Genomic DNA, 21,386 nt, shown 5'->3' with positions numbered 1-21,386 from the left:
GCCCCTCTACAACACCCCATCTCTCGCAATCAAGGCCTGCTTTCAACCTCGACCGCCTTGTGACCGGCCATTGACGCGGTCACCTGCGCTTGCCGTTTTGCCTCAACGCGTTGCTCCGCAGCCTGGATGTCGCCCGGGTAATACGGATTGTTACCCACAGGTTGGTGATAGCCGACCGACGCCAGCTCATTCAGTTCATGCCTCACTTCCGCGCGCGTAATCTGATGAACGTCTGGGTTCAATGCGGCTTGCGCAAACGTACCGGACGACAGTACCAGTAGCACTGCGCTCACGAGCGGCGGGCGCAACGATTTCAGGATCTCACGGCGATCCGACGGTGTTGATTTCATGTCGATACTCCTTGGTCAATGAGCGTTGAAGCCCCGCCGTCTGCCAGTTCTGGCGGGACAACGCTCTACATGACTAGACCGTCGTACAGCCCTTCTTATTCCACCGGCGCTCGGGCAACATTTCGCGCACGAAGAACCGGCGACACGAGCCGCCGCTTTGTCAGTTTTGACGGCAGCGGCTCGTGCGCCTCCCGCGCGAATCGGCTCATCCAGGCGTGGCACCCAGTCCCGATGCGCGTGCACACGATTGCCGATATGCTAAAGGCCTGTTTGGCCGAAGCGCGGGGCATAGACAGATAGTTAATATCGGAAGTTTCGCGTTGGCACGTACAGTGCAATCGTCTATCTTGAACGGGCGCGCAGCCCATCAAACGGTGAGTGCGAAGTGTCCAAAAAGCCCTCCAGTGAGTTGTCTCGTCGTGCTTCGGTCAGCGGCTTCGTGGAAGTGCGCGGTGCTCGCGAGCATAACCTCAAGGATGTGGACGTCTCCATCCCGCGCGACGCGCTCGTCGTGTTCTCAGGCGTCTCCGGCTCAGGCAAGTCCTCACTCGCCTTCGGCACCCTCTATGCCGAGGCGCAGCGGCGCTACTTCGAATCGGTCGCACCTTATGCGCGGCGCCTGATCGACCAGGTGGGCGTGCCGGACGTGGATGCCATTGACGGCCTGCCGCCCGCGGTGGCGCTGCAACAGCAACGCGGCGCCAGCAATGCACGCTCGTCCGTAGGCAGCGTGACCACCCTGTCCAGTCTCGTGCGAATGATGTATTCGCGCGCCGGCGCCTACCCGGCGAACCAGCCGATGCTGTATGCCGAGGACTTCTCGCCTAACACACCGCAGGGCGCGTGCCCAACCTGTCATGGCCTGGGCCGTGTGTATGAGGTGACCGAAGCCACCATGGTGCCGGACCCATCGTTGAGCATCCGCGAGCGGGCCATCGCCTCCTGGCCGCCCGCCTGGCATGGGCAGAACCTGCGCGACATTCTGGTGACGCTGGGCTATGACGTCGACCGGCCCTGGAAGGACCTGCCGAGGAAAGACCGCGACTGGATCCTGTTCACCGAGGAAACACCCACGGTGCCGGTGTATGCGGGCCTCACACCCGCGCAAACCCGCGCAGCGCTCAAGCGCAAGCAGGAGCCGAGCTACATGGGGACCTTCACCGGCGCGCGGCGTTATGTGCTGCATACCTTCGCCAACACGCAAAGCGCGCTGATGAGAAAGCGCGTGTCGCGCTTCATGGAAGGGATGTTATGCCCCGCTTGCCACGGCAAGCGGCTCAAACCCGAGGCACTGTCGGTGACCTTTGCTGGTGTGGACATTGGCGAACTCACGCAAATGCCGCTGGACCGGTTGGCCAGCCTGCTCGAACCCATAGCCCATGGCGATTTCCACGCTCATTGCGCCGGAGCAGGCATCGACAAGGAAGCGACCCAGCGCGACCGCGCCGAACGCGCAACAGCGGGCCGCGCCACGCATGCGATCACTCCGGACGTGCGCCGCACTTCCGCATTGTCGGAGGAGAAGCGCATGGCTGCCCAGCGCCTAGCCGAAGGCATCGTTGCACGCTTGCATCAGTTGCGCGGGCTGGGCCTCGGTTATCTGACGCTGGATCGCGCTACGCCAACGCTTTCAGCGGGTGAGCTTCAGCGGCTTCGGCTGGCCACGCAATTGAGTTCGATGCTATTCGGCGTCGTGTACGTACTCGACGAGCCCTCGGCGGGCCTGCACCCTTCGGACAGCCATGCCCTCTATGACGCACTCGACAAGCTGCGTGATGCGGGCAATTCGGTGTTCGTGGTCGAGCACGACCTCGATCTGATGCGCCGCGCGCAATGGCTGGTAGATGTGGGACCGGATGCCGGGGAGCGTGGCGGCCGCGTGCTCTACAGCGGCGCGCCCGAAGGCCTGCGCGCGATTGCTGAGTCCCGCACCGCACGCTATCTGTTCGACGAGATCCCCGCGCTACCCAGCCGCAAACGCGCCCCCAGTGGATGGCTCGAGCTGCATGGGATTCAACGCCACAATCTGCACGGCGTGGACGCACGCATTCCGTTAGGTGTGTTGACTGCGGTCACGGGTATCTCCGGCTCCGGCAAATCCAGCCTGTTCGCGCAAGCACTGCCCGAGCTGGTGCTCCTGCGTCTGGGCCACGAACCCGAGGACGATTCGGCCGAAGCCACGAGCGAGGGTCCAACAGTCATCGAAACCACTGGTGGCCACCTGGCCGGTGATGTGGATGCCGTGCAGCGCGTGGTGCAGGTGGACCAGAAACCCATCGGCCGAACGCCACGCTCGAACCTGGCCACTTATACCGGCCTGTTCGATCACGTGCGCAAGCTATTTGCTGCTACGCCGGACGCACGCCGCCGCCGCTTCGACGCGGGCCGGTTTTCGTTCAACGTGCCCAAGGGGCGCTGCGAAACCTGCGAGGGAGAAGGATTCGTGAGCGTGGAGCTGCTGTTCATGCCGAGCGTGTATGCGCCCTGCCCGACTTGCCACGGCGCACGCTACAACGAAGCCACATTGAAGGTCCGCTGGAACGAGCGCAACATCGCCGAGGTGCTCCAGATGAGCGTGGACGAAGCCCGCGACTTTTTCGCCAGCGAGGACGTGGTAGCGCGCCCGCTGCAATTGCTGCGAGAGATCGGGCTGGGATACCTGCGCCTGGGACAGCCGGCAACAGAGCTCTCCGGGGGCGAAGCGCAGCGCATCAAGCTGGCCACGGAGCTGCAGCGCAGCCAGCGCGGCCGCAACCTGTACGTGCTCGACGAGCCGACTACGGGGCTGCATGCGGCGGACGCCGATAGATTGCTGGTGCAGTTGCAGCGTCTGGTCGACGCTGGCAATACGGTCGTCATGATCGAGCACGACATGCGCGCAGTGACACAAGCCGATTGGGTGATCGATGTGGGACCCGGCGCGGGCGAAGCAGGTGGCCGCGTGGTGGCGACCGGCACGCCGCAAGAGGTAGCGCGAGCGTCCGGCAGCCGAAGCGCGCATTTTATTGCGCAGGAGCTGGCGCGCGCCACACCAACCGCACCGCACCGGCATCGCTAACTAATAAGCTCGCCTTAGCGCAAACGCCGTTCCTTCCGAACAAACCTTTCAATTACCTTCAATCGCAAGCCTATTTGAACAATCGCAAACCGTCAGAACCCCTGCGCAGTTCCTGTCGAATGCGCGACCAGCAGCACGACGCCCAAAATGCAAGCGCCGATCAACGCGGCCAGCCCAACGGCCACGAACGGGAGCCAGCTGAAGTTGATATTGGCCAGATCGGCTTCGTGCGACGCGCTCTTGCGCACGCCAAAGAAGCTCCACAGGACCATGCGCACCATGCGTACGAGTTCCATCACGCTCTCCATCGGGTTCGATTCGATGGGTCTATGTTCGGACTTCACGGGCGGCGAAAAAAGGAGCAGTTGCGAACAATCTGAGCGATGCAGAATCGTCCCGCCGGATAAAGAAAACGCCCCGGTACTCGCGCACCGGGGCGAAAGGCTTGCCACGCTACAGGCAAAAAGAGCCGCAAGCTCTGCGGGTTTAGGTGATGATCCAGGCACTCGCGCAGTAATCCCGGCGCATCCCGGGAGAACAGACCCGGACTGCGATGCGCGCTGGCCGCAATGATCCGCGCTTCGGGGAAGGCCGTATAGAAGCAGCCGACGCATAATTGAGCGCAGCAGATCGGAATCCCCTTCCTGCACGCCAAAAGAAACGTACGAATCGACCCATGACCGCACTGGAACAGCCTGAACGCATGACACGCTATGAACGCCTCGCGCAGAGCATGGCCGCCGAGATTCGCTCGGGCAACCTGAAGCCGGGCTCTCGCATGCCTTCACTGCGGCAGATCATCGCGCAGCACGGCGTGAGCCAGTCCACGGCGGCGCGCGCTTACTACGTGCTCGAACAGTGGGGCCTCGTGCGCGCCGAAGAGCGTTCGGGCTATTACGTCGCGCCGCCTTCGAAGGCCAGCCACGCGGACTCGCGCGCAACGGCAGGCGAAACCGCCACCGTCGATATCAGCGAGCTCGTGTTTTCGGTGCTCGACGCCGCCAAGCGCCCCGGCATCGTGCCGCTCGGCTCCGCGTTCCCCTCCCCGCTGCTCTTTCCGCTGTCGCGGCTGGCGAAATCGCTTGGCCAGGCCGCGCGCAGCGTGAGCCCGTGGAGCACAGTGGTCGATCTGCCGCCGGGCAACGAGAACCTGCGGCGGCAAATCGCGTTGCGCTACATGCGGGTTGGCATCTCGCAGCCGGCCGAGGACATCATCATCACGAACGGCGCGCTGGAAGCGCTCAATCTTTGCCTGATGGCGGTCACGCAGCCCGGCGATATCGTCGCGGTGGAATCTCCTGGCTTTTATGCCGCGCTGCAGGCGATCGAGCGTCTTGGGCTGCGCGCGGTTGAAATTCCCGTGGATACCGCCACAGGACTCGACCTCGACGCGCTCGCGCAGGCGCTGGAGAAGCACCCCATCCGCGCCTGCTGGTTCATGACGAATTTCCAGAACCCCACGGGCGTCACGTTGTCGGCGGCGAAGAAGGAAGCGCTAGTCGAGCTGCTCGCGAAACACGAAGTCCCGCTCATCGAAGACGATGTGTACGGCGAGCTGCACTACGCGCCGAACTATCCGCCGCCGGCCATCGCGTTCGACCGGCGCGGCCTCGTCATGCATTGCAGCTCGTTTTCGAAGAACCTCGCGCCCGGCTATCGCGTGGGCTGGGCGAGCGCCGGGCGCTTCGCCGAGCGCGTGCAGCGCCTCAAGCTCATGACGACGATCTCGGCGAGTATTCCGGCACAGGCCGGCATTGCAGATTATCTCGAGCACGGCGGCTACGAGCGTCATCTGAAGAAGATCCGGCTAGCCATGCAAACGCAGCGCGACGCGATGATCGAGGCGATCCGCCGTTGGCTGCCTGAAGGCACGCAGTACACGCGACCCGAGGGCGGCTATTTTCTGTGGCTGACCTTCCGCGAGCGCATCGACGCCATGGTGCTCCATCGCCTCGCGGTCGAACGTGGCATCAGCGTCGCGCCTGGCCCGCTCTTTTCCGCGTCGCATGCATTCGAAAACTGCATCCGGCTCAATTACGGTCATCCGTGGTCGCAGCGCATCGACGAAGCGATTCGCACGCTCGGCGAACTGCTCGTTCATCCCGATGTGTGCGCTCGATTGTGATCGCGCGACGCCACACGTTGCGGCGAGGGTTGTGAAGCGGTCGCGGGCGTAGAGGAAGATGCAGCCATTTCGTTCTGCTTGATGATCTTTTCGATCTCGCCGTTGGCTTGCGCATCGTACTGTGCAAACACATCGGTGCGATAGCGCGTATTGTGCGCCGCGCCGAGCTGCGAGCCGGCATCGTCGCGCGTGTCGGTATCCACCGTCATCGAGAGGCCGATGCGCAACGGCCGCGCCGCGAGTTCGCGCGGATCGAGTGCGATGCGCACCGGCAGGCGCTGAACGATCTTGATCCAGTTGCCCGTGGCGTTCTGCGCAGGCAGCGTCGCGAATGCACTGCCCGTCCCCGCCGAGAACCCCTCGATACGGCCGTGATACTTCACGCCCGAGCCATAGACATCTGCAGTGAGCGTTACCGGCTGGCCAATGCGCATGTGCTTGAGCTGTACTTCCTTGAAGTTCGCGTCCACCCACACGCCGTCGAGCGGCACGATGGCCATGAGCGGCGTGCCGGGCGACACGCGCTCGCCAACCTGCACCTGACGCTGCGCCACATAGCCCGTGACCGGCGCCGGCAAGGTGTCGCGCGCGTACGCGAGCCACGCCGCGCGCACTTTCGAGGCGGCTGCCTGCACGTCCGGATGCTGTTCGACCGACGTGCGATCGGTCAGCGCATGGTTCGCCGCGCCTTGCTGGCGCGCTGCGTCGAGCGCGGCTTGCGCGGCCTGCACGGCGTCGCGGGCGTGGGCGACATCCTCGGCGGAAACGGCGCCCGAGTCCGCGACGGCCACGCGCCGGCGCAGATCGTCATTGGCGCGCGCCAGGTCCGATTCGCGTTGCGCCACGTTGGCCGCATAGAAGTCGTTGTTGACGTACAGGCCGCTCACACGGCGCACGGTCTGGCCGAGCGACGCTTCGGCATCGGCCAGCGCGATTCTTGCGTCCGCCGGATCCAGCGTCACGACTGGGTCGCCTTCCTTCACGATCTGCGTGTCGTCGGCATTGACGGCCACCACCGTGCCCGTGACCTGCGGCGTGAGCTGCACGAGATTGCCGTTCACATAGGCGTCGTCGGTCGACTCGTGAAAGCGGCCTTCCGTGAAGTAGTACGCGCCATACGCCGCCGCCGCAATCAGAGTGACGGCGCCGTGCAGCGCGATCAGGCGCTTGCGACGGCCAGGGGGCGTGGGCGCTTTGTCGTCGTGCGCCGGGGCCGCTTGCGCGCCGCCTTTCTTCTCGTCGCGTTGATCCACCGCCTCGCGGTCGGTCGTGATCGTTTCGCTCATTTCAGTTCTCCTGACGGGTTTGCAAACATGCCGTTCAACGTGCGGCGGCAATAACGGAATGGGCTTGGGGAGTGGGTTGGGCGGCAACGTCCGCGCGGTGGCCGGTATCGGCTGAGGCATCGACATAGCCGCCCCCCAGATCCGAAGCCAGCGCGATCTGTTCGTCGCGGCGATCCATCTTCAGGTTGGCGACGGCTTCGTCGGCGTTCAGCGCCGTGACGTCGGCATTGAGCACCGTGAGCTGATTGGTCAGCCCGCCCTTGTACTGCAGGATCGCGAGCTGGTCGGCGTCGCGCGCCGCCTGCTGCGCGGTTTGTGCATCGGCGAGCTGCGCGTCGTTCGAGCGGATCTGCGCGAGCTGCGTGGCCACGCCGCTGAGCGCCCCAATGAGCGTCTGGTCGTACGCGGCCACCGCATAGTCGAACTCCGCGTAGCGGCCCTTCAACTGCGCACGCAGTTCGCCACCGTCGAAGATCGGCAGATGGATCGCTGAACCCACCGACGCTGTGCGGCTCGCGGCAGTCAGGAAGCGGCCGAAACCGAACGCGTCGAGGCCCAGCGCGGCGCTCAGGTTGATGTCCGGATAGAACTCGGCCTTCGCTTCTTTCACCTCGTGCGTGATCGCATCCACGCGCCAGCGCGCCGCGACGATATCGGGGCGGCGGCTCACGAGGTCGGCGGGCAGGTTGTCCGGCAAACGCACTTCGTCGCCCACCCCAAGCGTTGGCCGCGCGATCGCGAGTCCGCGGTCGGGGCCCTTGCCCATCAACGCTGCCAGCTGGTAGCGCGTGGTCAGAATGCTGCCGTCCAGCGCACTCACGCGCGAGCGGCTTGTCGCCAGGTTTGCCTGCGCGGTCTTGCGCTCCACTTGCGTGTCGAGGCCCGTGGCGATTCGGCCCGCCGTGATGCGGTCGATCTGCTCGCGGCGCGTGACTTCTTCCTGCGCGATATCGCGCAACGCGTAGAGCCGCGCCAGCTGGTTGTAGGTGCGCGCGATCGAGGTATCCAGCGTGAGCTTGACCATCTCCTCATCGGCCTCGCTCGCAGCGGTCTGCGAAACGGCGGCCCGCAGCGCCTCGCGGTTCTTGCCCCACAGATCGAGATCGTAGGATGCGGTGAGCAGGCCCTTGTTTTCGGTCTGCCACGAGCCGGCGTACGGCGGCGGAATCAGCGCCGTGCTGCTGTACTGCTGGCGCGAGAGCGAGTAGCTGGCGTCGACGCGCGGCAACGTATTCGCCTTCGCGGTTTCGCTATAGGCTTGTGCCTGCGCCACACGCGCCTTGGCCTGCTCGACCGTCGGGCTGCCCTGCAGCCCTTCGGCAATCAGCGCCTTCAACTGCGCGTCGCCAAACTGGTCGACCCAGTCGGCGGACGGCCAGTGGCCCTCTTCTTGCGGCAGGCTCTGCGCCGTTTCGAACTGTTGTGGCTTGGCCATCTGCGCATCGCTGTGGATGCCCGCATAGTTTGCGCACGCCGCCAGCGCGGCCATGGCGATTGCCGATACACCCAGCTTCAGCGTACGGGCGCCGATGCTTGATCTAGAAGTCTGCGTTTTCATTTTCTGACAAATCAGATTAATGACCGAAAAAAAGCGCGGCACCACGGCCGCACCGTTCAGTCGTCTGTGAACTTGCGAAGCAGGCGGTTCAGTTCGGCAAACTCCGCCTTCGTGAATTTGCGCAGGCGGGCGTTCAATACATGCGGCGCGACTTCCGGAATCTGCGCCGCCGTTGCCTGCCCCTTTGCCGTGAGGTGCAGATTGACCACCCGGCGGTCCTCTGCGTCGCGCGAACGCTCCAGCAGACCCTTGGTTTCCAGCTTGTCCAGCATGCGCGTCATGAGGCCCGTATCGATACCGAGCAGTTTCGACAGTTCGAACGGCGTGGTTGCCACACCCTGCTTCAGCGAAAGCAGAATACCCATTTGCTGGCCCGTGATGTCGAGGTCCTTGAGCGCCGCGTCCATTTCCGCGACGACCAGATTGCGCGCCTTGACGATCCTGAAGCCGACACTTTCCGTGAGCATGAAATTTCTCGTGGTGTAGTGGTCCATCGCGACATCCTCCGTGTTGAGGATCACAATATCTGCATTATCAGATATTGTCAAGAAAATACCCTCGGGACCGGGTTCAACTGCACTATTCAATGTCCGCCAGCCGCCGCCGCGCCCGCGCCACCGCCCTTGACCGGTCTCGTCACCCAGATCAGCGGGATGATGACGATAAAGATCACCGCCGATATCCAGAAGATGTCGTTCAACCCCAGCATGGTGGCCTGCGCGTTGAGCGAACTTTCGTAAAAGGCCGTGGCCTTCGGAACGCCGCCGCCCAGTGTCGCCTGCAGGTGCGCAATCGCGCTGGTGTAAGCGGGATTCTCTACGCTCGTCTGTTCGGCGAGCCGGGCGTGATGGAGGATCGTGCGGTCGTTCCAGGCATTGCTCATGAGCGACGTGCCCACGGCGCCCGCGAAAATGCGCGCGAAGTTCGACAGGCCCGCGGCCGCCGGAATCTCGTCGGGCCGCAGCCCCGAGAGGATGATGCCGGTGAGCGGCGTGAAGAACAGCGCCGTTGGTATGCCTTGCAGCAGCGTCGGCAGGATGAGTGTCCAGGCATCGACGCCAGTCGTGTAGTTCGAGCGCATGAAGAACACGGCGGCGAAACCCACGAACGCCAGCGTGGCGAGCACCCGCAGGTCGGAGCGCGGCATGACCTTGCCCATCACGGGGGCGAGGATCACGGCGAAAATCCCCAATGGCGCGGTCACCAGCCCCGCATCCACCGCGCGGTAGCCGAGAAAGCCCTGGATCCACTGCGGCAGGATCACGAGGTTTGCAAAGAAGATCGCATACGCAACCGAGATCGCAATCGTGCCGCCAAGGAAGTTGCGTTTGGTGAACAGCCGCAAGTTGACGATCGGTTTTTCCTCAGTCAACTCCCAGATCAAGAAGAACACGAAGCTGACCGCGGCGACGATGGTGAGCGCCCAGATAACCGGCGAGCTGAACCAGTCGAGATCCTTGCCCTTGTCGAGCATGATCTGCAGCGGCGCCACCCAGGCGATGAGCGAGATCAGCCCGACCTTGTCGATTGGCAGTTTGCGGGCCGGAGTCTCGCGGTCGCGGTAGATCGCCCATATCACGCCAGCGGCGAAGAGTCCGACGGGCACGTTGATGTAAAAGATCCATGACCAGCTGTAGCTGTCGGTGATCCAGCCGCCGAGCGCCGGGCCCGCGATCGGTCCCACGGTTGCTGTCATCGCCCACAGCGCCAGCGCGTTCGAACTCTTTTCCTTCGGAAACGAAGCGAGCAGCAAGGCCTGCGAGAGCGGCACCAGCGGCCCCGCCACCGCGCCCTGAACGATACGGGCCACGAGCAGTGTGAGCAGGTTCGGCGCCAGACCGCATGCTGCCGAAGATAGCACGAACAGCAGGATCGCCCAGACGAACAGCTTGACCTGGCCTACGCGCTGCGTGAGCCACCCGGTCAACGGAATGGACACGGCATTGGCCGCGGCAAACAGCGTGATGACCCACGTGCCTTCGTCAATCGACACGCCGAGATTGCCGGAGAGCGTGGGAATCGCAACGTTTGCGATCGACGAGTCCAGCACGTTCATGAAAGTAGCGAGCGCCACGGCGAAGGTGCCCAGTGCGAACTTCAGGCCAGTCAGCTGGGCGAGCCCGCCTGGGTTGGTCGATGGGTTCATGTTAGGTTCTCTCGTCTGGATGCGAATGTCCCGTCAAGCTCGGGCCGTTATCTGACATGTCTGATAATTGGGTAAAAAAAAAGCCGCCTTAGCCATGGAGCAATCTGGAAAGCAGCGTTTGGCGCCTCGTCGACGTTTCGTCGACGCGGGAGGGCCGCTCGGTCGCGGCCCGCAACTCATATGTTGCCCCGGGGAATCTTCATTGACGGGATCGTTCATCGATTGCCCTCTTCGATATCTGATGCGGAATATATCTGACATTGCAGATTTGTGCAACCAAGTTCCCGGAGCCGTACGCGACGAGTCAGCACCTCGAACTGGCGCGGAAACGCCCTCTGCGCGCGACGCGATACACCGTGTAAAAAGTGATGTGAGCGGCAAGCGACTATCGACGCCGTACTTCACAGCTATATTGTTTCGGCAGAGATTTGCCCCGGATCGTCACCCTCTTTCCTCAGGAGAATCGAAGCATGACTGACAAACCGCTTACGCTGGGCATCGATCATGTCGGGTTGACCGTACGCGACCTGAACCTCACCCGCGACTTTTTCGTGGATTGTCTGGGCTGGAAACAGGTTGGCGAAAGGCCCAGCTATCCTGCTGCGTTCGTCTCGGACGGGCACGTCATGTTGACGCTCTGGCAAGTGACCGACCCGAGCCGCCTTGTCGAATTCGACCGCAAGACGCACGTGGGCCTGCATCATCTCGCCTTGCGCGTAGGCAGCGAAGAAGCGCTCAACGAGGTCTTCTCGCGCGTTTCTGCGTGGCCCGGCGTGAAAATTGAGTTTGCGCCGGAAAACCTCGGGCCGGGCCCAAAACGCCACACCATGGTGTACGAACCGGGCGGGATCAGGCTCGAATTCGACCACGATCCACGCTCGCAAGCCTCCTGAACCTCGCATCCACTCGCCAGCGGCCAGACGGTCGCTGCGCACCTCCACCTTTCCCCCTATCCAGATTGACCCGCACGTGTGCATTCACGCGTTGCAGTCGCCGCTATTTAATCAGTTATCCGTAGTTAATAAAGCGCCATTTCGATGACTTTTCCGCCTGGCGGCATCGTGCCCAGCTTGTACCCATTTGTTCCTGCGACTCACAACTGTTTGTCCGCCCCCTGTGTTCAAAACAGGAGCGCCAGTGCGTAAATTGATCGACATCGGAGCAGCAAGCCCGATCAGATAGAGAGTCCAACTTACTTCGAGGTTGATATGAGCCAATCCCCCAAAGTCGTCGTGATCACAGGTGCATCACAAGGTATCGGCGCCGAAACGGCCAAGGCATTCCGTGCACTCGGCCACAACGTGGTCGCGACGTCGCGCAACATCAAACAGACTGACGATAGCAATCTCGTCGCAGTGGCCGGCGACATCGCCGACCCGGCCACGGCTCGCCGTGTCATCGAAACGGCCGTCTCGCGTTTTGGCCGCGTCGATACGCTCATCAACAATGCGGGCATTTTCGTGGCGAAGCCGTTCACGCAATACACAGCCGAAGACTACGCCGCGATCACGGGCATCAACCTCGGTGGTTTCTTCCATATCACGCAGCTCGCGATTGCAGAGATGGAAAAGCACGAGAGCGGTCATGTTCTCAGTGTCACGACGACACTCGTCGATCACGCGATCGACGGCGTACCGTCGGTGCTGGCCTCGCTGACCAAGGGCGGTCTCGCCGCTGCCACGCGCTCGCTCGCTATCGAGTATGCAAAGCGCGGCATTCGCGCGAACGCCGTGTCGCCCGGCATCATCAAGTCGCCGATGCACGCGCCCGAAACCCACGCAGCGCTTGGCGCACTGCACCCGATGGGTCATATGGGCGAGATGAGCGACATCGTGAACGCCATCCTCTATCTCGACTCGGCCCCGTTCGTGACGGGTGAGATCCTTCACGTAGACGGCGGCCAGATCGCCGGCCACTAAGCCGCATCGGGCATCACCGATGCCAACGAGGAGCGCCGCGCGCCGGCGCTCCTTCCACGGATCATCATCAAGGAGAGCGAAATGCCGATCGTCACCATTCAAGTCACACGCGAAGGCACGAAGCCCGGCACGGATTCCGTCACGGCGGACGAAAAGGCCCAGCTCATCAAGGGCGTGAGCCAGCTATTGCTCGACGTGTTGAACAAGCCGCTCGAGGCGACCTTTGTCGTCATCGAAGAGGTGCCAACGGAAAACTGGGGATGGGGCGGCCTGCCCACCGACGTCTACCGGCGACAGAAGGGACTCATCAAGTAAATGTGCGCGGCCTGCCCGAGAGCAGGCTTCGCGCACATATGAGTCGGACGCATAGTGGGTGGTCACGCCTTCAATCGATGTCCATCCTTCAGCAAGGAAAGCACATCGGGAAAGCCGGTCCATTGCGGCGCGAATCTCAGGCTTCGCACTCCATAATCGCGCTGTAAACCAGCGTGCGCAACTGGCGGCGAATCGGGTACGCAGTCGAAGGCAGGAGTTGCGTGAGAAACAGCACGATCATGTCCTCGCGCGGATCGACCCAGAAGAAGGTGCTGGCCGCGCCGCCCCAGAAGAAGTCGCCCGCGCTGCCCGGAATCAGCGTGGATGCGGGCGCAATCGTCGTGGCGAAGCCGAGCCCGAAACCCACGCCTTCGTAGGCCGCTTCGGTGAACATAGAGCGCGAAAGGCGCGGCAGGTCGACACCGCCTGGCAAATGGTTGGCGGTCATCAGCTGGACGGTCTTCGGCCCGAGCAAGCGCACGCCGTCCAGCTCGCCGCCGCCCAGCAGCATGCGCGCGAAGCGCATGTAGTCCGCCGCCGTGGAAACCAGGCCGCCGCCGCCCGAAACGAACGAAGGCAGCTCGCGATACGGGCTCGTATGAGGATCGTCCTGCAGCGTCGGTCCTCGATCGGAGACGACCTTCGAGCCGAGCGCGCCGATGGCATAGCATGCGCAGAAGCGGGACACCTTCTCTTGCGGCACGTAAAAGGCCGTATCGACCATGCCGAGCGGGTCGAAGATGCGCGCTTTCAGAAAGTCCTCGAAGGCCATGCCGCTGACCTTGCCGACGAGATAGCCGAGTACGTCCGTGGAAACCGAATAGTTCCACGCTTCGCCCGGCGAAAATTCCAGCGGCAGCGTGGCCAGCTTCTCGATCATTTCGTCGAGCGTGCCTGCGGTTGCAAGCTCACCCACCTTGAGCTTGCGATACGCCGCGTCAACGTTGGTGTTTTGCTGGAAGCCGTAGGTCAGGCCCGAGGTATGGCGCAACAGGTCGACCACGCGCATCGGGCGCGCGCCCGCACGCGTCTGGAAGCTCTCCATGAAGCCGCCCGCGTACACGCCAAGCTTTTCCCATGACGGGATGTACTTGCTCACGGGGTCGTCGAGCGCGATCTTGCACTCCTCGACCAGCATCATGATCGCCACCGACGTAATGGGCTTGGTCATCGAGTAGATGCGGAAGATCGAGTCCTCGGCCATGCGCGTCTCTCGTTCGCGGTCCGCAAGACCCAGCACCGAGTTCAGCGCGAGTTCGCCACGCCGCCACACCTGGGTGACGGTGCCCGCAAGCGTGCCGGCGGCGACGTAGTTTTCGTCGAGAAAACGTTCGATTCGCGCGAGCCGCTCACACGACATACCCTGCTTTTCCAGACCTTCCCTACCCATGACGCCTCCTTTGGTGGATTGACCGAGCGTATTCGGAACTGATGCATTGCAAGCGATGCGCGCCACAGTATCGGTCATTCGGCGCGAAGTTGCGCAGCGCTGCATTGCGTTGTCCAGCACGACGCCACATTTTGGCGTTCGCGGCGCATGCAAACCGCATCGGCCCAAAGCACGATTGAAATTCGTTTTTTTCGCGCCTCGACACGCAATATGTGTGGGGTACACTACCGGGCGACCAAATACAGAACGACAGCGGGGGTGGCAGCCATGGGCGAAACGGAAATACATTCCTGGCCCGGGAAAGCGTTGTTTCGCGCATTTCCGAAGGACCCTGAAAAAGAGCAAGCCGTACTGCGCATTACGCTCGGTTCCGTCGTGCTGCTCGCCTACCTTCTTGCCTGCTCGATCTATCGCTCGACGCATGCCTACGCAACGCTTCTTGCGGTCACCGCTTATGTGGCGTTCGGCGTCATCACGTATGTGGCGGTAACCGTCGCGCCGGCGCGCTCGCTCGTGCGCCTCGCGCTCTCCACGTTCGCCGATCAGGCCATCGTCACCGCCGCGCTGGCCGTGGGCGGCACGGCCGCGCTGCCGCTGCTGTGGGTGGCCTTCTGGTTTCTGGTTGGCGCGGGCTGCCGCTATGGCCAGCGTATGCTGGGTCTTTCGTGTGTCGTCGCGCTCGTCGGCATCATGGGACTCATGCACTGGCAGCCGTGGTGGCACGCCAACATCGCGGCCGGGCTCGGCATCGCGCTCAGCCTCGTGGCGACGTCCATTTATCTGGCGGTGCTCGTGCACCGGCTGGAACGCCAGGCGTCGACCGATCCGCTCACCGGGCTCTACAACCGCGTGCGGCTCGAGCAGGCCATTGGGCGCACGCTCTTTACGCGCGTCGGCGATGTCGATCGCACCGCCATGCTGCTCGTCGATCTCGACGGCTTCAAGGAAGTGAACGACTCCTTCGGGCACGCGGTGGGCGACGAACTGCTGCGCAACTTCGCCGCGGCTTTGGAGCGCCGCATGCGGCGCGGCGACACGCTCGCGCGCCTGGGCGGCGACGAATTCGTGGTGCTGGCCCGCCACGTCTACGACAAGAACGACGCGCTCACGGTCGCCAACAGCATCCACGCGATTCTCGCCAACATGCGCACCGTGAGCGGCTATCCGGTCACGGTGTCTTGCAGCATTGGCGTGTGCCTGCTCACGGAAGGCACCGGCAGCCGCTCGCTCGACGCGCGAACCTTGATGCGCGCCGTGGACAGCGCGATGTACCGGGCCAAGTCGCGCGGCATGGGGAAGACGGAGTTCGTCGATCCGGTCGGCGTGGTGCCCAGCGCGGTCTGACCCCACTGACTCCCACCACGTTCGGAAATAAACGGCTTGCGCCGTGCCCGTGCCCGGATTGTTCTTGCGGCAGAAACAGTGAATTCGTTTCTTAGGTATTTACCCTAGTCCCTGACCCTCCTACACTGCCTCCATCGCTGCAGACATCCCCGTCGGCAGCTCAAGAAGAAAGTAAATCTGGAGGTTATGTCATGAAATCGCTCGTCCAAGCCGTTGTTATCGCTGCCGCCCTCGCCGCTCCCGTTGCCGTGTTCGCCCAGTCGAACCAGCCCGTGACCCGCGCACAAGTCCGTGCAGACATGATCCAGGTCGAAAAGGCCGGCTTCAATCCGGCACGTTCGAACCCCAATGAATATCCGGCGAACGTTCAAGCCGCTGAAGCTCGCGTGGCTGCGCAAAACAGCGCAGTCGGCGGCGTGAACAACGGTTCGTCGCAAGCCGGTCAAGCCGCGCAGTAAGCTGTAAGGCTGAATAAGCCACGCTTTAAGGTTGTTGCCTTCTGGCCCGCCATTGCGGGCCAGTCGCATTTCTGGCCTTACGCCGGGACGCGCAACACCACTTCTCCCTCACCTGCCGGCAACTGCACGACTACGCCTGATTCCCCGGCGAGCGCCTTCAGTCCTCCGGCGTCGCGCAGTTCGGGCCATTGCCGCAGCGTCATCGGCAACGGCGATTTCACGCCGTCGTAACACACAGTCAGCGTGTCGCCGCGCCGGGTCACGCTCACGTGAGTGACGCTTGCGCCGCGCTCGTCGCGCAGCGTCGCTGCCGCGCTCGCGCCATCGGCCAGCTCGAACAGATGCAGTTCGCTGCGCGACGCGTAGTCGTAGTCGGGACGCTGGTCCTCGGTCCCGATCGCGAGCAGCGTATTCGGCCGCACGTACACCGGCAGGCTCAGAAACCCGTGCCGCTCGCGCAGCCACCGGCCGCCCTCGACCTGCCGGCCCGTGAACAGATGCGTCCAGCGCCCCGCCGGCAGCCAGAAGTCCACGTCGCCCACGGCATTGAACACCGGCGCCACCAGCAGCGAGTCGCCGAGCAGATACTGGCGGTCCAGATGATCGCAGGTCGGGTCCTCCGGAAACTCCAGCAGCATGGCGCGCAACACGGGCGTGCCGTGATCGACCGCCTGTTGCGCGGCGTCGAACAGGTACGGCATGAGGCGCGACTTCCATTCGGTGAAATGGCGCACCACGTCCACGGCTTCGTCGTCGAACAGCCATGGAACGCGATACGACTTGCTGCCGTGCAGGCGGCTATGGCTCGACAGCAGCCCGAACGCGCACCAGCGCTTGTAGACGTCGGCGGGCGCAGTGTGCTCGAATCCGCCGATGTCGTGGCTCCAGAAGCCGAAGCCGCTCAAGCCCAGCGAGAGGCCGCCGCGCAGCGTCTCGGCCATCGACTCGTAAGTCGCGCTGCAGTCGCCGCCCCAATGCACCGGCAACTGCTGGCTGCCCACCGTGCCCGAGCGCGCGAACACCACCGCCTCGCCCTCGCCGCGCACTTCGCGCAGCACGTCGAACACCACCTTGTTGTAGAGGTAGCTGTAGTAGTTGTGCATCTTTTGCGGATCGGAGCCGTCGTGATAGACCACGTCGGTGGGAATGCGCTCGCCGAAATCCGTCTTGAAGCAATCCACGCCCATTTCCAGCAAGCGACGCAAATGGCCCGCATACCACTGCGCCGCAGCGGGATTCGTGAAGTCGACAATGCCCTGGCCAGGCTGCCAGCGGTCCCACTGCCACACGTCGCCGTTGGGCTTGCGCAGCAGGTAGCCTTTCGCCATGCCCTCGGCGAAAAGCGGCGACGGTTGCGCGATATACGGATTGATCCACACGCAGATCTTCAGCCCGCGTGCCTTGAGCCGCACGAGCATGCCCTGCGGATCGGGAAAGGTCTCGCGGTTCCACTCGAAATCGCACCAGTGGAAGGCTTTCATCCAGAAGCAGTCGAAGTGGAACACATGCAGCGGGATACCGCGCTCCGCCATGCCGTCGATGAAGTGGTTCACCGTGGCTTCGTCGTAATTCGTCGTGAACGAGGTGGTGAGCCACAGGCCGAACGACCACGCGGGCGGCAGCGCGGGCCGGCCGGTGAGTTGCGTGAAGCGCTCCAGCACGGTTTTCGGCGTGGGGCCGTCGATCACGTAGTATTCGAGCCGCTCGCCTGCCACGCTGAACTGCACCTTCGCGACTTTCTCGCTGGCCACTTCGAACGAAACGTTTTCCGGATGATTCACCAGCACGCCGTAGCCGCGGTTGGTCAGATAGAACGGCACGTTCTTGTACGCCTGCTCGGTGCCCGTTCCGCCGTCGCGGTTCCAGCTTTCGACCACCTGACCGTTCTTCACGAACGCGGTGAAGCGCTCGCCGAGGCCATAGACATTCTCGCCAACGCCGAGATCGAGGCGCTCGAACATGAATGCGGCGCCCTGCTGGCTGGCGTCGTGAACCTGGCCGCTCGCGCGAAAGCCGCTGCCGGTGATGCGCTCGCCGTCGCGCAGGAAATCCACCGACCAGTCTCCCGACTTCACGATACGCACCGTGAGCGAGCCGCTTGTCAGGCACGCTTCCTCCTCGGTGTTCTGCGTAACGATGTCCGTTCTCGCGTGCTTGAGCGCGAAATGCGGTCCGCGATCGACCACGCCCGCGAAATGCTCGACGCGCACGCCAATCACGCCGCTTTGCGGCGAAAAGAAGCGCCACGTAAAGAGGCCCGTGTCGAGTTGCCGTTCGCGGTTCGAAACGTCGCGCGGCGCGACGTGCACGAGTAGTTCGTCGCCGACGATCTCCACGCTGTGCGGCGACGTTGAGTACGAGACGTTCAGGCCGTCCCGGATCAACCAGTTGCCATCGCTGATTTTCATTTAGATGTACTCATAGCTTATTGAACAGCTTGTCCAGATTCACTTGCGGTTTGGCTACAGCGCCCGCTCGGTCTTCCTGTCGAACACGTGAATGTGCTCGCCCGAAATGTCGAGCCCCAGCGATTCGCCGCTGCGCATGGCGCATACCCCGGCCTGCGCGATCATCACGGGCGCCGCAACGCCATCGAGCTTCGCCGCGATGAAGTTCATGGAGCCGGTGGTCTCCACGGTGTCGATCACGCCGCGCAGGCCGTGGGCCTCGCGGTGCAACGTCAAATGTTCGGGACGCAAACCGATCCAGACTTCCGCGCCCGCTGGCATCGAACGCCCAAGGTCCAGCGTCTGCACGCTCGCGCCTTGTGTGCCGCCGAATTGTGCGCTGCGCCCGTCCGGCCCGATCACGGCTTCGATGAAGTTCATCGAAGGCGAACCGATGAAGCCTGCGACAAAGCGGTTGGCAGGCTGGTGATACAACGTGAGCGGCGCGCCCTGCTGCTCCACTTCGCCGGCGCGCATCACGACCACGTGATCGGCCATGGTCATCGCCTCGATCTGGTCGTGCGTGACATACACCGAAGTCGCGGAAAGACGCTGATGCAGCTTGCGGATCTCCGTGCGCATATGCACGCGCAGCGCCGCGTCGAGATTCGAGAGCGGTTCGTCGAACAGAAATACTTTCGGATTGCGTACGATTGCGCGACCCATGGCCACGCGCTGGCGCTGACCGCCCGAAAGCTGGCGCGGCATGCGCCCGAGCAGCTGGTCGAGGCCCAGCGTACGCGCCACGCCGTCTATGCTTTCGCGAATGACCTGGGGTGCAGCGCGCCGCAGCCGCAGCGAGTACGACATGTTCTTTTCGATGTTCATGTGCGGGTAGAGCGCGTAGCTCTGGAACACCATCGCCACGTCGCGCTTGCGCGGCGGCACGTCGTTGACGACCTGGCCGTCGATACGCAGCGTGCCGCCCGTAATCTGCTCGAGCCCGGCAATGGTGCGCAGCAAGGTGGACTTGCCGCAGCCCGAAGGCCCGACCAGCGCGACGAAACACCCTTCGGGCACGCTAATGTCGATGTCCTTCAACACCTGCACGGCTCCGTAGCTCTTGCTCAGGCGCTCGATCTGTATGCGATCCACAGCGATTCTCCGTATGCGTTACTTGAGCGCGCCGGCCGTCAGCCCGGAGACGATCTTGCGTTGCAGCAGCATGAACGCCACGAGGATAGGCGTGACGAAAATGGCCGAGTAGGTCATGATGCCGATCCAGTCGACCTTGGTCGCGCCGACGAATGCCGAAAGGCCCACCGTGGCGGTCTGATACTGGTCGTCGAGAATCAGCGAGCGGGCGTACACGTACTCGCCGAACGATTGCAGGAACACGAGAATCGCCGAGACGAGAATGCCGTTGACCGCGAGCGGCAGAATCACGCCGAAGAACGCGCGCGCCGGCGTGGCGCCGTCCACGAGCGCCGCGTCGCGCAACTCGCGCGGCACCTGCACGAAGCTCGGGCGGCACAGCACGATATAGAACGGCAGCGTTTTGGTGATCTGCGCGAGCACGACGGCCAGACGCGGCGTATCGAGCAGGCCGAGGCTCTTGAACGCCGTGAAGATCGGCGTGACCATGAGGCTCGAAGGCAGCGCCTGGAGCACCAGCACCGCGAAGATAGCGAAACCGGTCCAGCGGTTCTGCACGAACGCGAGCGCGTAGGCCGCGCCCGTGCCGACGAACACGGTCACCGCCACCGTGCCGCAGGCGGTCACGAACGAGTTCCACAGGAAGCGGCCCATGCCGCTGCTGCTGAACACCTGCCACAGATGCGATTGCAGATGCTGCGGCCAGAACGTGGGCGGATACTGGAACATTTCGCTCGCGCTCTTGAACGCGGTGATGTACATCCAGTACAGCGGGAACAGATAAACCACCGTGACACACAGCGCGATGGCGAACAGCACATAGCGCTTCATGCCAGCCTCCGCAGGGCCGCCCCAAGGAGGCTGGCCGCCCCCCTGGGGGGCCGTGAGCGCAGCGAGCGTGGGGGCTGTTTCATCTCACACCATCCTTTCGTTGCGAGTGGAGCGCACATAGATCACCGCGACGATCAGCACGAGCACCAGCATGACCGTGGCCACCGCGGAGCCCGCCGACACCTCGAAGGTCTGCAGGGAAAGCTGCCAGGACCAGTACTGCGCGACGAGCGACGAGTTGGCCGGACCGCCTTGCGTGAGCGCGGCGATCAGGTCGAACTGCTGCATTGTCAGGATCGCGCCCAACGCGATCACGGCGCCAAGCGTGGCTTTCATCATCGGCAACGTGATGCCGACGAAGCGTTGCAGCGCATTCGCGCCGTCGAGTTCAGCCGCTTCATAAAGGTCGGCCGGAATGGCTGCGAGTCCGACCGAGAGCAGCAGCATGTTGAACGGCACGCCAAGCCACACGTTCGCGGCGATCACCGCATAGAGCGACCAGTGCGGGTCGGAGAGCCAGAAGATTTTCTCTTGCAGGATGTGCGTTTGCATCAGCACGTGATTGAGCACGCCATAATCGCCCGCGAAAATCAGCTTCCAGATCACGCCGACCACGAGGCCCGGCATGATCCAGCCCGCGAGAAAGAGGCCGCGCATGAGGCTCGAAAACGGAAAGTCCTGCGCGAACAACAACGCCAGCAGAAAGCCGATCACCACCTGAAAGACGAGCGACAGCCCAACGAACAGCACCGTGTTCACGATCACCTGGTGCATCTCGGGACGGCTGAACACATCGCGATAGTTGGCGAGCCCGACGAACGGCCGCAACAGCGTGGCAGGCGCCATCAAATCGACCTGCTGAAACGACAGCACGATGTTGTAGACGAGCGGCAGGCCCGCAAACACCAGCAGATACAGCAACGCGAACACCGCCAGCGAAATCTCGAAGGCATGGGCGCGCGGAAAGCGGCGCAGGAGCCCCGCTGCCGGGTCGCGCGGAGCACGGCGCAAAAGTGTGTTCATGGCGGTCATTGCTCAATGGCGGGCCAGCGCCCGAAGAACGC

At 63.3% G+C, this 21,386-nt stretch carries 18 protein-coding genes; 7 read left to right on the top strand and 11 right to left on the bottom strand.

Features of this window, described 5'->3' with window-relative positions:
* Nucleotides 1-29: 29 nt before the first annotated feature.
* A complete protein-coding gene (locus U5A58_RS20385) occupies nt 30-350 on the bottom strand; it encodes a DUF4148 domain-containing protein (protein WP_321962788.1) in 321 nt (106 codons plus the stop codon).
* 385 nt (nt 351-735) lie between these two features.
* Between U5A58_RS20385 and U5A58_RS20380 the strand changes: the two genes are divergently transcribed.
* Nucleotides 736-3,408, top strand: a complete 2,673-nt coding sequence (locus tag U5A58_RS20380; RefSeq protein WP_321962787.1) for an excinuclease ABC subunit UvrA — start codon at nt 736-738, stop codon at nt 3,406-3,408.
* 92 nt (nt 3,409-3,500) lie between these two features.
* Here the strand turns inward: U5A58_RS20380 and U5A58_RS20375 are convergent, their stop codons facing one another.
* Nucleotides 3,501-3,704 carry a DUF2970 domain-containing protein gene (locus tag U5A58_RS20375; protein ID WP_110382942.1) on the bottom strand — a complete coding sequence of 68 codons (204 nt, stop codon included), beginning with the start codon at nt 3,702-3,704 and terminating at the stop codon, nt 3,501-3,503.
* Nucleotides 3,705-4,111: 407 nt separating this feature from the next.
* On the opposite strand from U5A58_RS20375, the gene U5A58_RS20370 reads away from it, so the two are divergent.
* Nucleotides 4,112-5,533 (top strand): PLP-dependent aminotransferase family protein, encoded by a 1,422-nt coding sequence (locus U5A58_RS20370; RefSeq protein ID WP_321962913.1) that lies wholly within the window; start codon nt 4,112-4,114, stop codon nt 5,531-5,533.
* Here U5A58_RS20370 and U5A58_RS20365 read toward each other — a convergent pair.
* The 4 genes from U5A58_RS20365 to U5A58_RS20350 all read right to left on the bottom strand — a co-directional run bounded on the left by U5A58_RS20365 (nt 5,506) and on the right by U5A58_RS20350 (nt 10,523).
* Nucleotides 5,506-6,819 (bottom strand): HlyD family efflux transporter periplasmic adaptor subunit, encoded by a 1,314-nt coding sequence (locus U5A58_RS20365; protein WP_321962786.1) that lies wholly within the window; start codon nt 6,817-6,819, stop codon nt 5,506-5,508. The genes U5A58_RS20370 and U5A58_RS20365 overlap by 28 nt on opposite strands.
* A gap of 34 nt (nt 6,820-6,853) precedes the next feature.
* On the bottom strand, nt 6,854-8,377 hold the full coding sequence (locus U5A58_RS20360) for an efflux transporter outer membrane subunit (RefSeq protein WP_321962785.1): 1,524 nt from the start codon (nt 8,375-8,377) through the stop codon (nt 6,854-6,856).
* A gap of 56 nt (nt 8,378-8,433) precedes the next feature.
* Nucleotides 8,434-8,871 (bottom strand): MarR family transcriptional regulator, encoded by a 438-nt coding sequence (locus U5A58_RS20355; RefSeq protein WP_321962783.1) that lies wholly within the window; start codon nt 8,869-8,871, stop codon nt 8,434-8,436.
* A gap of 89 nt (nt 8,872-8,960) precedes the next feature.
* On the bottom strand, nt 8,961-10,523 hold the full coding sequence (locus U5A58_RS20350; RefSeq protein ID WP_321962782.1) for a DHA2 family efflux MFS transporter permease subunit: 1,563 nt from the start codon (nt 10,521-10,523) through the stop codon (nt 8,961-8,963).
* A gap of 470 nt (nt 10,524-10,993) precedes the next feature.
* Between U5A58_RS20350 and U5A58_RS20345 the strand changes: the two genes are divergently transcribed.
* The 3 genes from U5A58_RS20345 to U5A58_RS20335 all read left to right on the top strand — a co-directional run bounded on the left by U5A58_RS20345 (nt 10,994) and on the right by U5A58_RS20335 (nt 12,757).
* Nucleotides 10,994-11,416 (top strand): VOC family protein, encoded by a 423-nt coding sequence (locus U5A58_RS20345; protein ID WP_321915012.1) that lies wholly within the window; start codon nt 10,994-10,996, stop codon nt 11,414-11,416.
* Between the two features lie 315 nt (nt 11,417-11,731).
* Nucleotides 11,732-12,442: an SDR family oxidoreductase gene (locus U5A58_RS20340; protein WP_321962781.1), complete on the top strand. Its 711-nt coding sequence runs from the start codon at nt 11,732-11,734 to the stop codon at nt 12,440-12,442.
* An 81-nt stretch (nt 12,443-12,523) separates the two neighbouring features.
* Complete coding sequence (locus tag U5A58_RS20335; RefSeq protein WP_321915014.1) at nt 12,524-12,757, top strand: 4-oxalocrotonate tautomerase family protein; 234 nt, start codon at nt 12,524-12,526, stop codon at nt 12,755-12,757.
* A gap of 136 nt (nt 12,758-12,893) precedes the next feature.
* Here the strand turns inward: U5A58_RS20335 and U5A58_RS20330 are convergent, their stop codons facing one another.
* Nucleotides 12,894-14,147, bottom strand: coding sequence for a serine hydrolase domain-containing protein (locus U5A58_RS20330; RefSeq protein WP_321962780.1), 1,254 nt, complete (start codon nt 14,145-14,147; stop codon nt 12,894-12,896).
* Nucleotides 14,148-14,453: 306 nt separating this feature from the next.
* On the opposite strand from U5A58_RS20330, the gene U5A58_RS20325 reads away from it, so the two are divergent.
* Nucleotides 14,454-15,491 carry a GGDEF domain-containing protein gene (locus U5A58_RS20325; RefSeq protein WP_321962779.1) on the top strand — a complete coding sequence of 346 codons (1,038 nt, stop codon included), beginning with the start codon at nt 14,454-14,456 and terminating at the stop codon, nt 15,489-15,491.
* Between the two features lie 191 nt (nt 15,492-15,682).
* Nucleotides 15,683-15,949, top strand: coding sequence for a DUF4148 domain-containing protein (locus U5A58_RS20320; RefSeq protein ID WP_321915017.1), 267 nt, complete (start codon nt 15,683-15,685; stop codon nt 15,947-15,949).
* Between the two features lie 77 nt (nt 15,950-16,026).
* On the opposite strand, the gene yicI is transcribed toward U5A58_RS20320, so the two are convergent.
* The 4 genes from yicI to U5A58_RS20300 form a co-directional block, all read right to left on the bottom strand.
* Entirely contained in the window at nt 16,027-18,357 is a 2,331-nt protein-coding gene (yicI, locus tag U5A58_RS20315; protein ID WP_321962778.1) for an alpha-xylosidase, read from the bottom strand.
* 54 nt (nt 18,358-18,411) lie between these two features.
* Nucleotides 18,412-19,491, bottom strand: coding sequence for a sn-glycerol-3-phosphate ABC transporter ATP-binding protein UgpC (locus tag U5A58_RS20310; protein ID WP_321962777.1), 1,080 nt, complete (start codon nt 19,489-19,491; stop codon nt 18,412-18,414).
* Between the two features lie 18 nt (nt 19,492-19,509).
* Complete coding sequence (locus tag U5A58_RS20305) at nt 19,510-20,322, bottom strand: carbohydrate ABC transporter permease (protein WP_321962776.1); 813 nt, start codon at nt 20,320-20,322, stop codon at nt 19,510-19,512.
* 84 nt (nt 20,323-20,406) lie between these two features.
* Nucleotides 20,407-21,345 carry a sugar ABC transporter permease gene (locus U5A58_RS20300; protein WP_321962775.1) on the bottom strand — a complete coding sequence of 313 codons (939 nt, stop codon included), beginning with the start codon at nt 21,343-21,345 and terminating at the stop codon, nt 20,407-20,409.
* Nucleotides 21,346-21,386 lie beyond the last annotated feature (41 nt).

It is taken from the genome of Paraburkholderia sp. J7, assembly GCF_905220155.1.
Classification (GTDB): domain Bacteria; phylum Pseudomonadota; class Gammaproteobacteria; order Burkholderiales; family Burkholderiaceae; genus Paraburkholderia.
This window is presented reverse-complemented; position numbering and strand designations above follow the sequence as displayed.

What these genes read in the sequence shown, in the direction of transcription:
- U5A58_RS20370 (WP_321962913.1), top strand. Translation starts at nt 4,112, where the DNA reads ATGACACGCTATGAACGCCTCGCGCAGAGCATGGCCGCCGAGATTCGC.
- U5A58_RS20335 (WP_321915014.1), top strand. Translation starts at nt 12,524, where the DNA reads ATGCCGATCGTCACCATTCAAGTCACACGCGAAGGCACGAAGCCCGGC.
- U5A58_RS20340 (WP_321962781.1), top strand. Translation starts at nt 11,732, where the DNA reads ATGAGCCAATCCCCCAAAGTCGTCGTGATCACAGGTGCATCACAAGGT.
- U5A58_RS20320 (WP_321915017.1), top strand. Translation starts at nt 15,683, where the DNA reads ATGAAATCGCTCGTCCAAGCCGTTGTTATCGCTGCCGCCCTCGCCGCT.
- U5A58_RS20350 (WP_321962782.1), bottom strand. Translation starts at nt 10,523, where the DNA reads ATGAACCCATCGACCAACCCAGGCGGGCTCGCCCAGCTGACTGGCCTG.
- U5A58_RS20330 (WP_321962780.1), bottom strand. Translation starts at nt 14,147, where the DNA reads ATGGGTAGGGAAGGTCTGGAAAAGCAGGGTATGTCGTGTGAGCGGCTC.
- U5A58_RS20375 (WP_110382942.1), bottom strand. Translation starts at nt 3,704, where the DNA reads ATGGAACTCGTACGCATGGTGCGCATGGTCCTGTGGAGCTTCTTTGGC.
- U5A58_RS20345 (WP_321915012.1), top strand. Translation starts at nt 10,994, where the DNA reads ATGACTGACAAACCGCTTACGCTGGGCATCGATCATGTCGGGTTGACC.
- U5A58_RS20360 (WP_321962785.1), bottom strand. Translation starts at nt 8,377, where the DNA reads ATGAAAACGCAGACTTCTAGATCAAGCATCGGCGCCCGTACGCTGAAG.
- U5A58_RS20355 (WP_321962783.1), bottom strand. Translation starts at nt 8,871, where the DNA reads ATGGACCACTACACCACGAGAAATTTCATGCTCACGGAAAGTGTCGGC.
- U5A58_RS20300 (WP_321962775.1), bottom strand. Translation starts at nt 21,345, where the DNA reads ATGAACACACTTTTGCGCCGTGCTCCGCGCGACCCGGCAGCGGGGCTC.
- U5A58_RS20365 (WP_321962786.1), bottom strand. Translation starts at nt 6,819, where the DNA reads ATGAGCGAAACGATCACGACCGACCGCGAGGCGGTGGATCAACGCGAC.
- U5A58_RS20385 (WP_321962788.1), bottom strand. Translation starts at nt 350, where the DNA reads ATGAAATCAACACCGTCGGATCGCCGTGAGATCCTGAAATCGTTGCGC.
- U5A58_RS20305 (WP_321962776.1), bottom strand. Translation starts at nt 20,322, where the DNA reads ATGAAGCGCTATGTGCTGTTCGCCATCGCGCTGTGTGTCACGGTGGTT.
- yicI (WP_321962778.1), bottom strand. Translation starts at nt 18,357, where the DNA reads ATGAAAATCAGCGATGGCAACTGGTTGATCCGGGACGGCCTGAACGTC.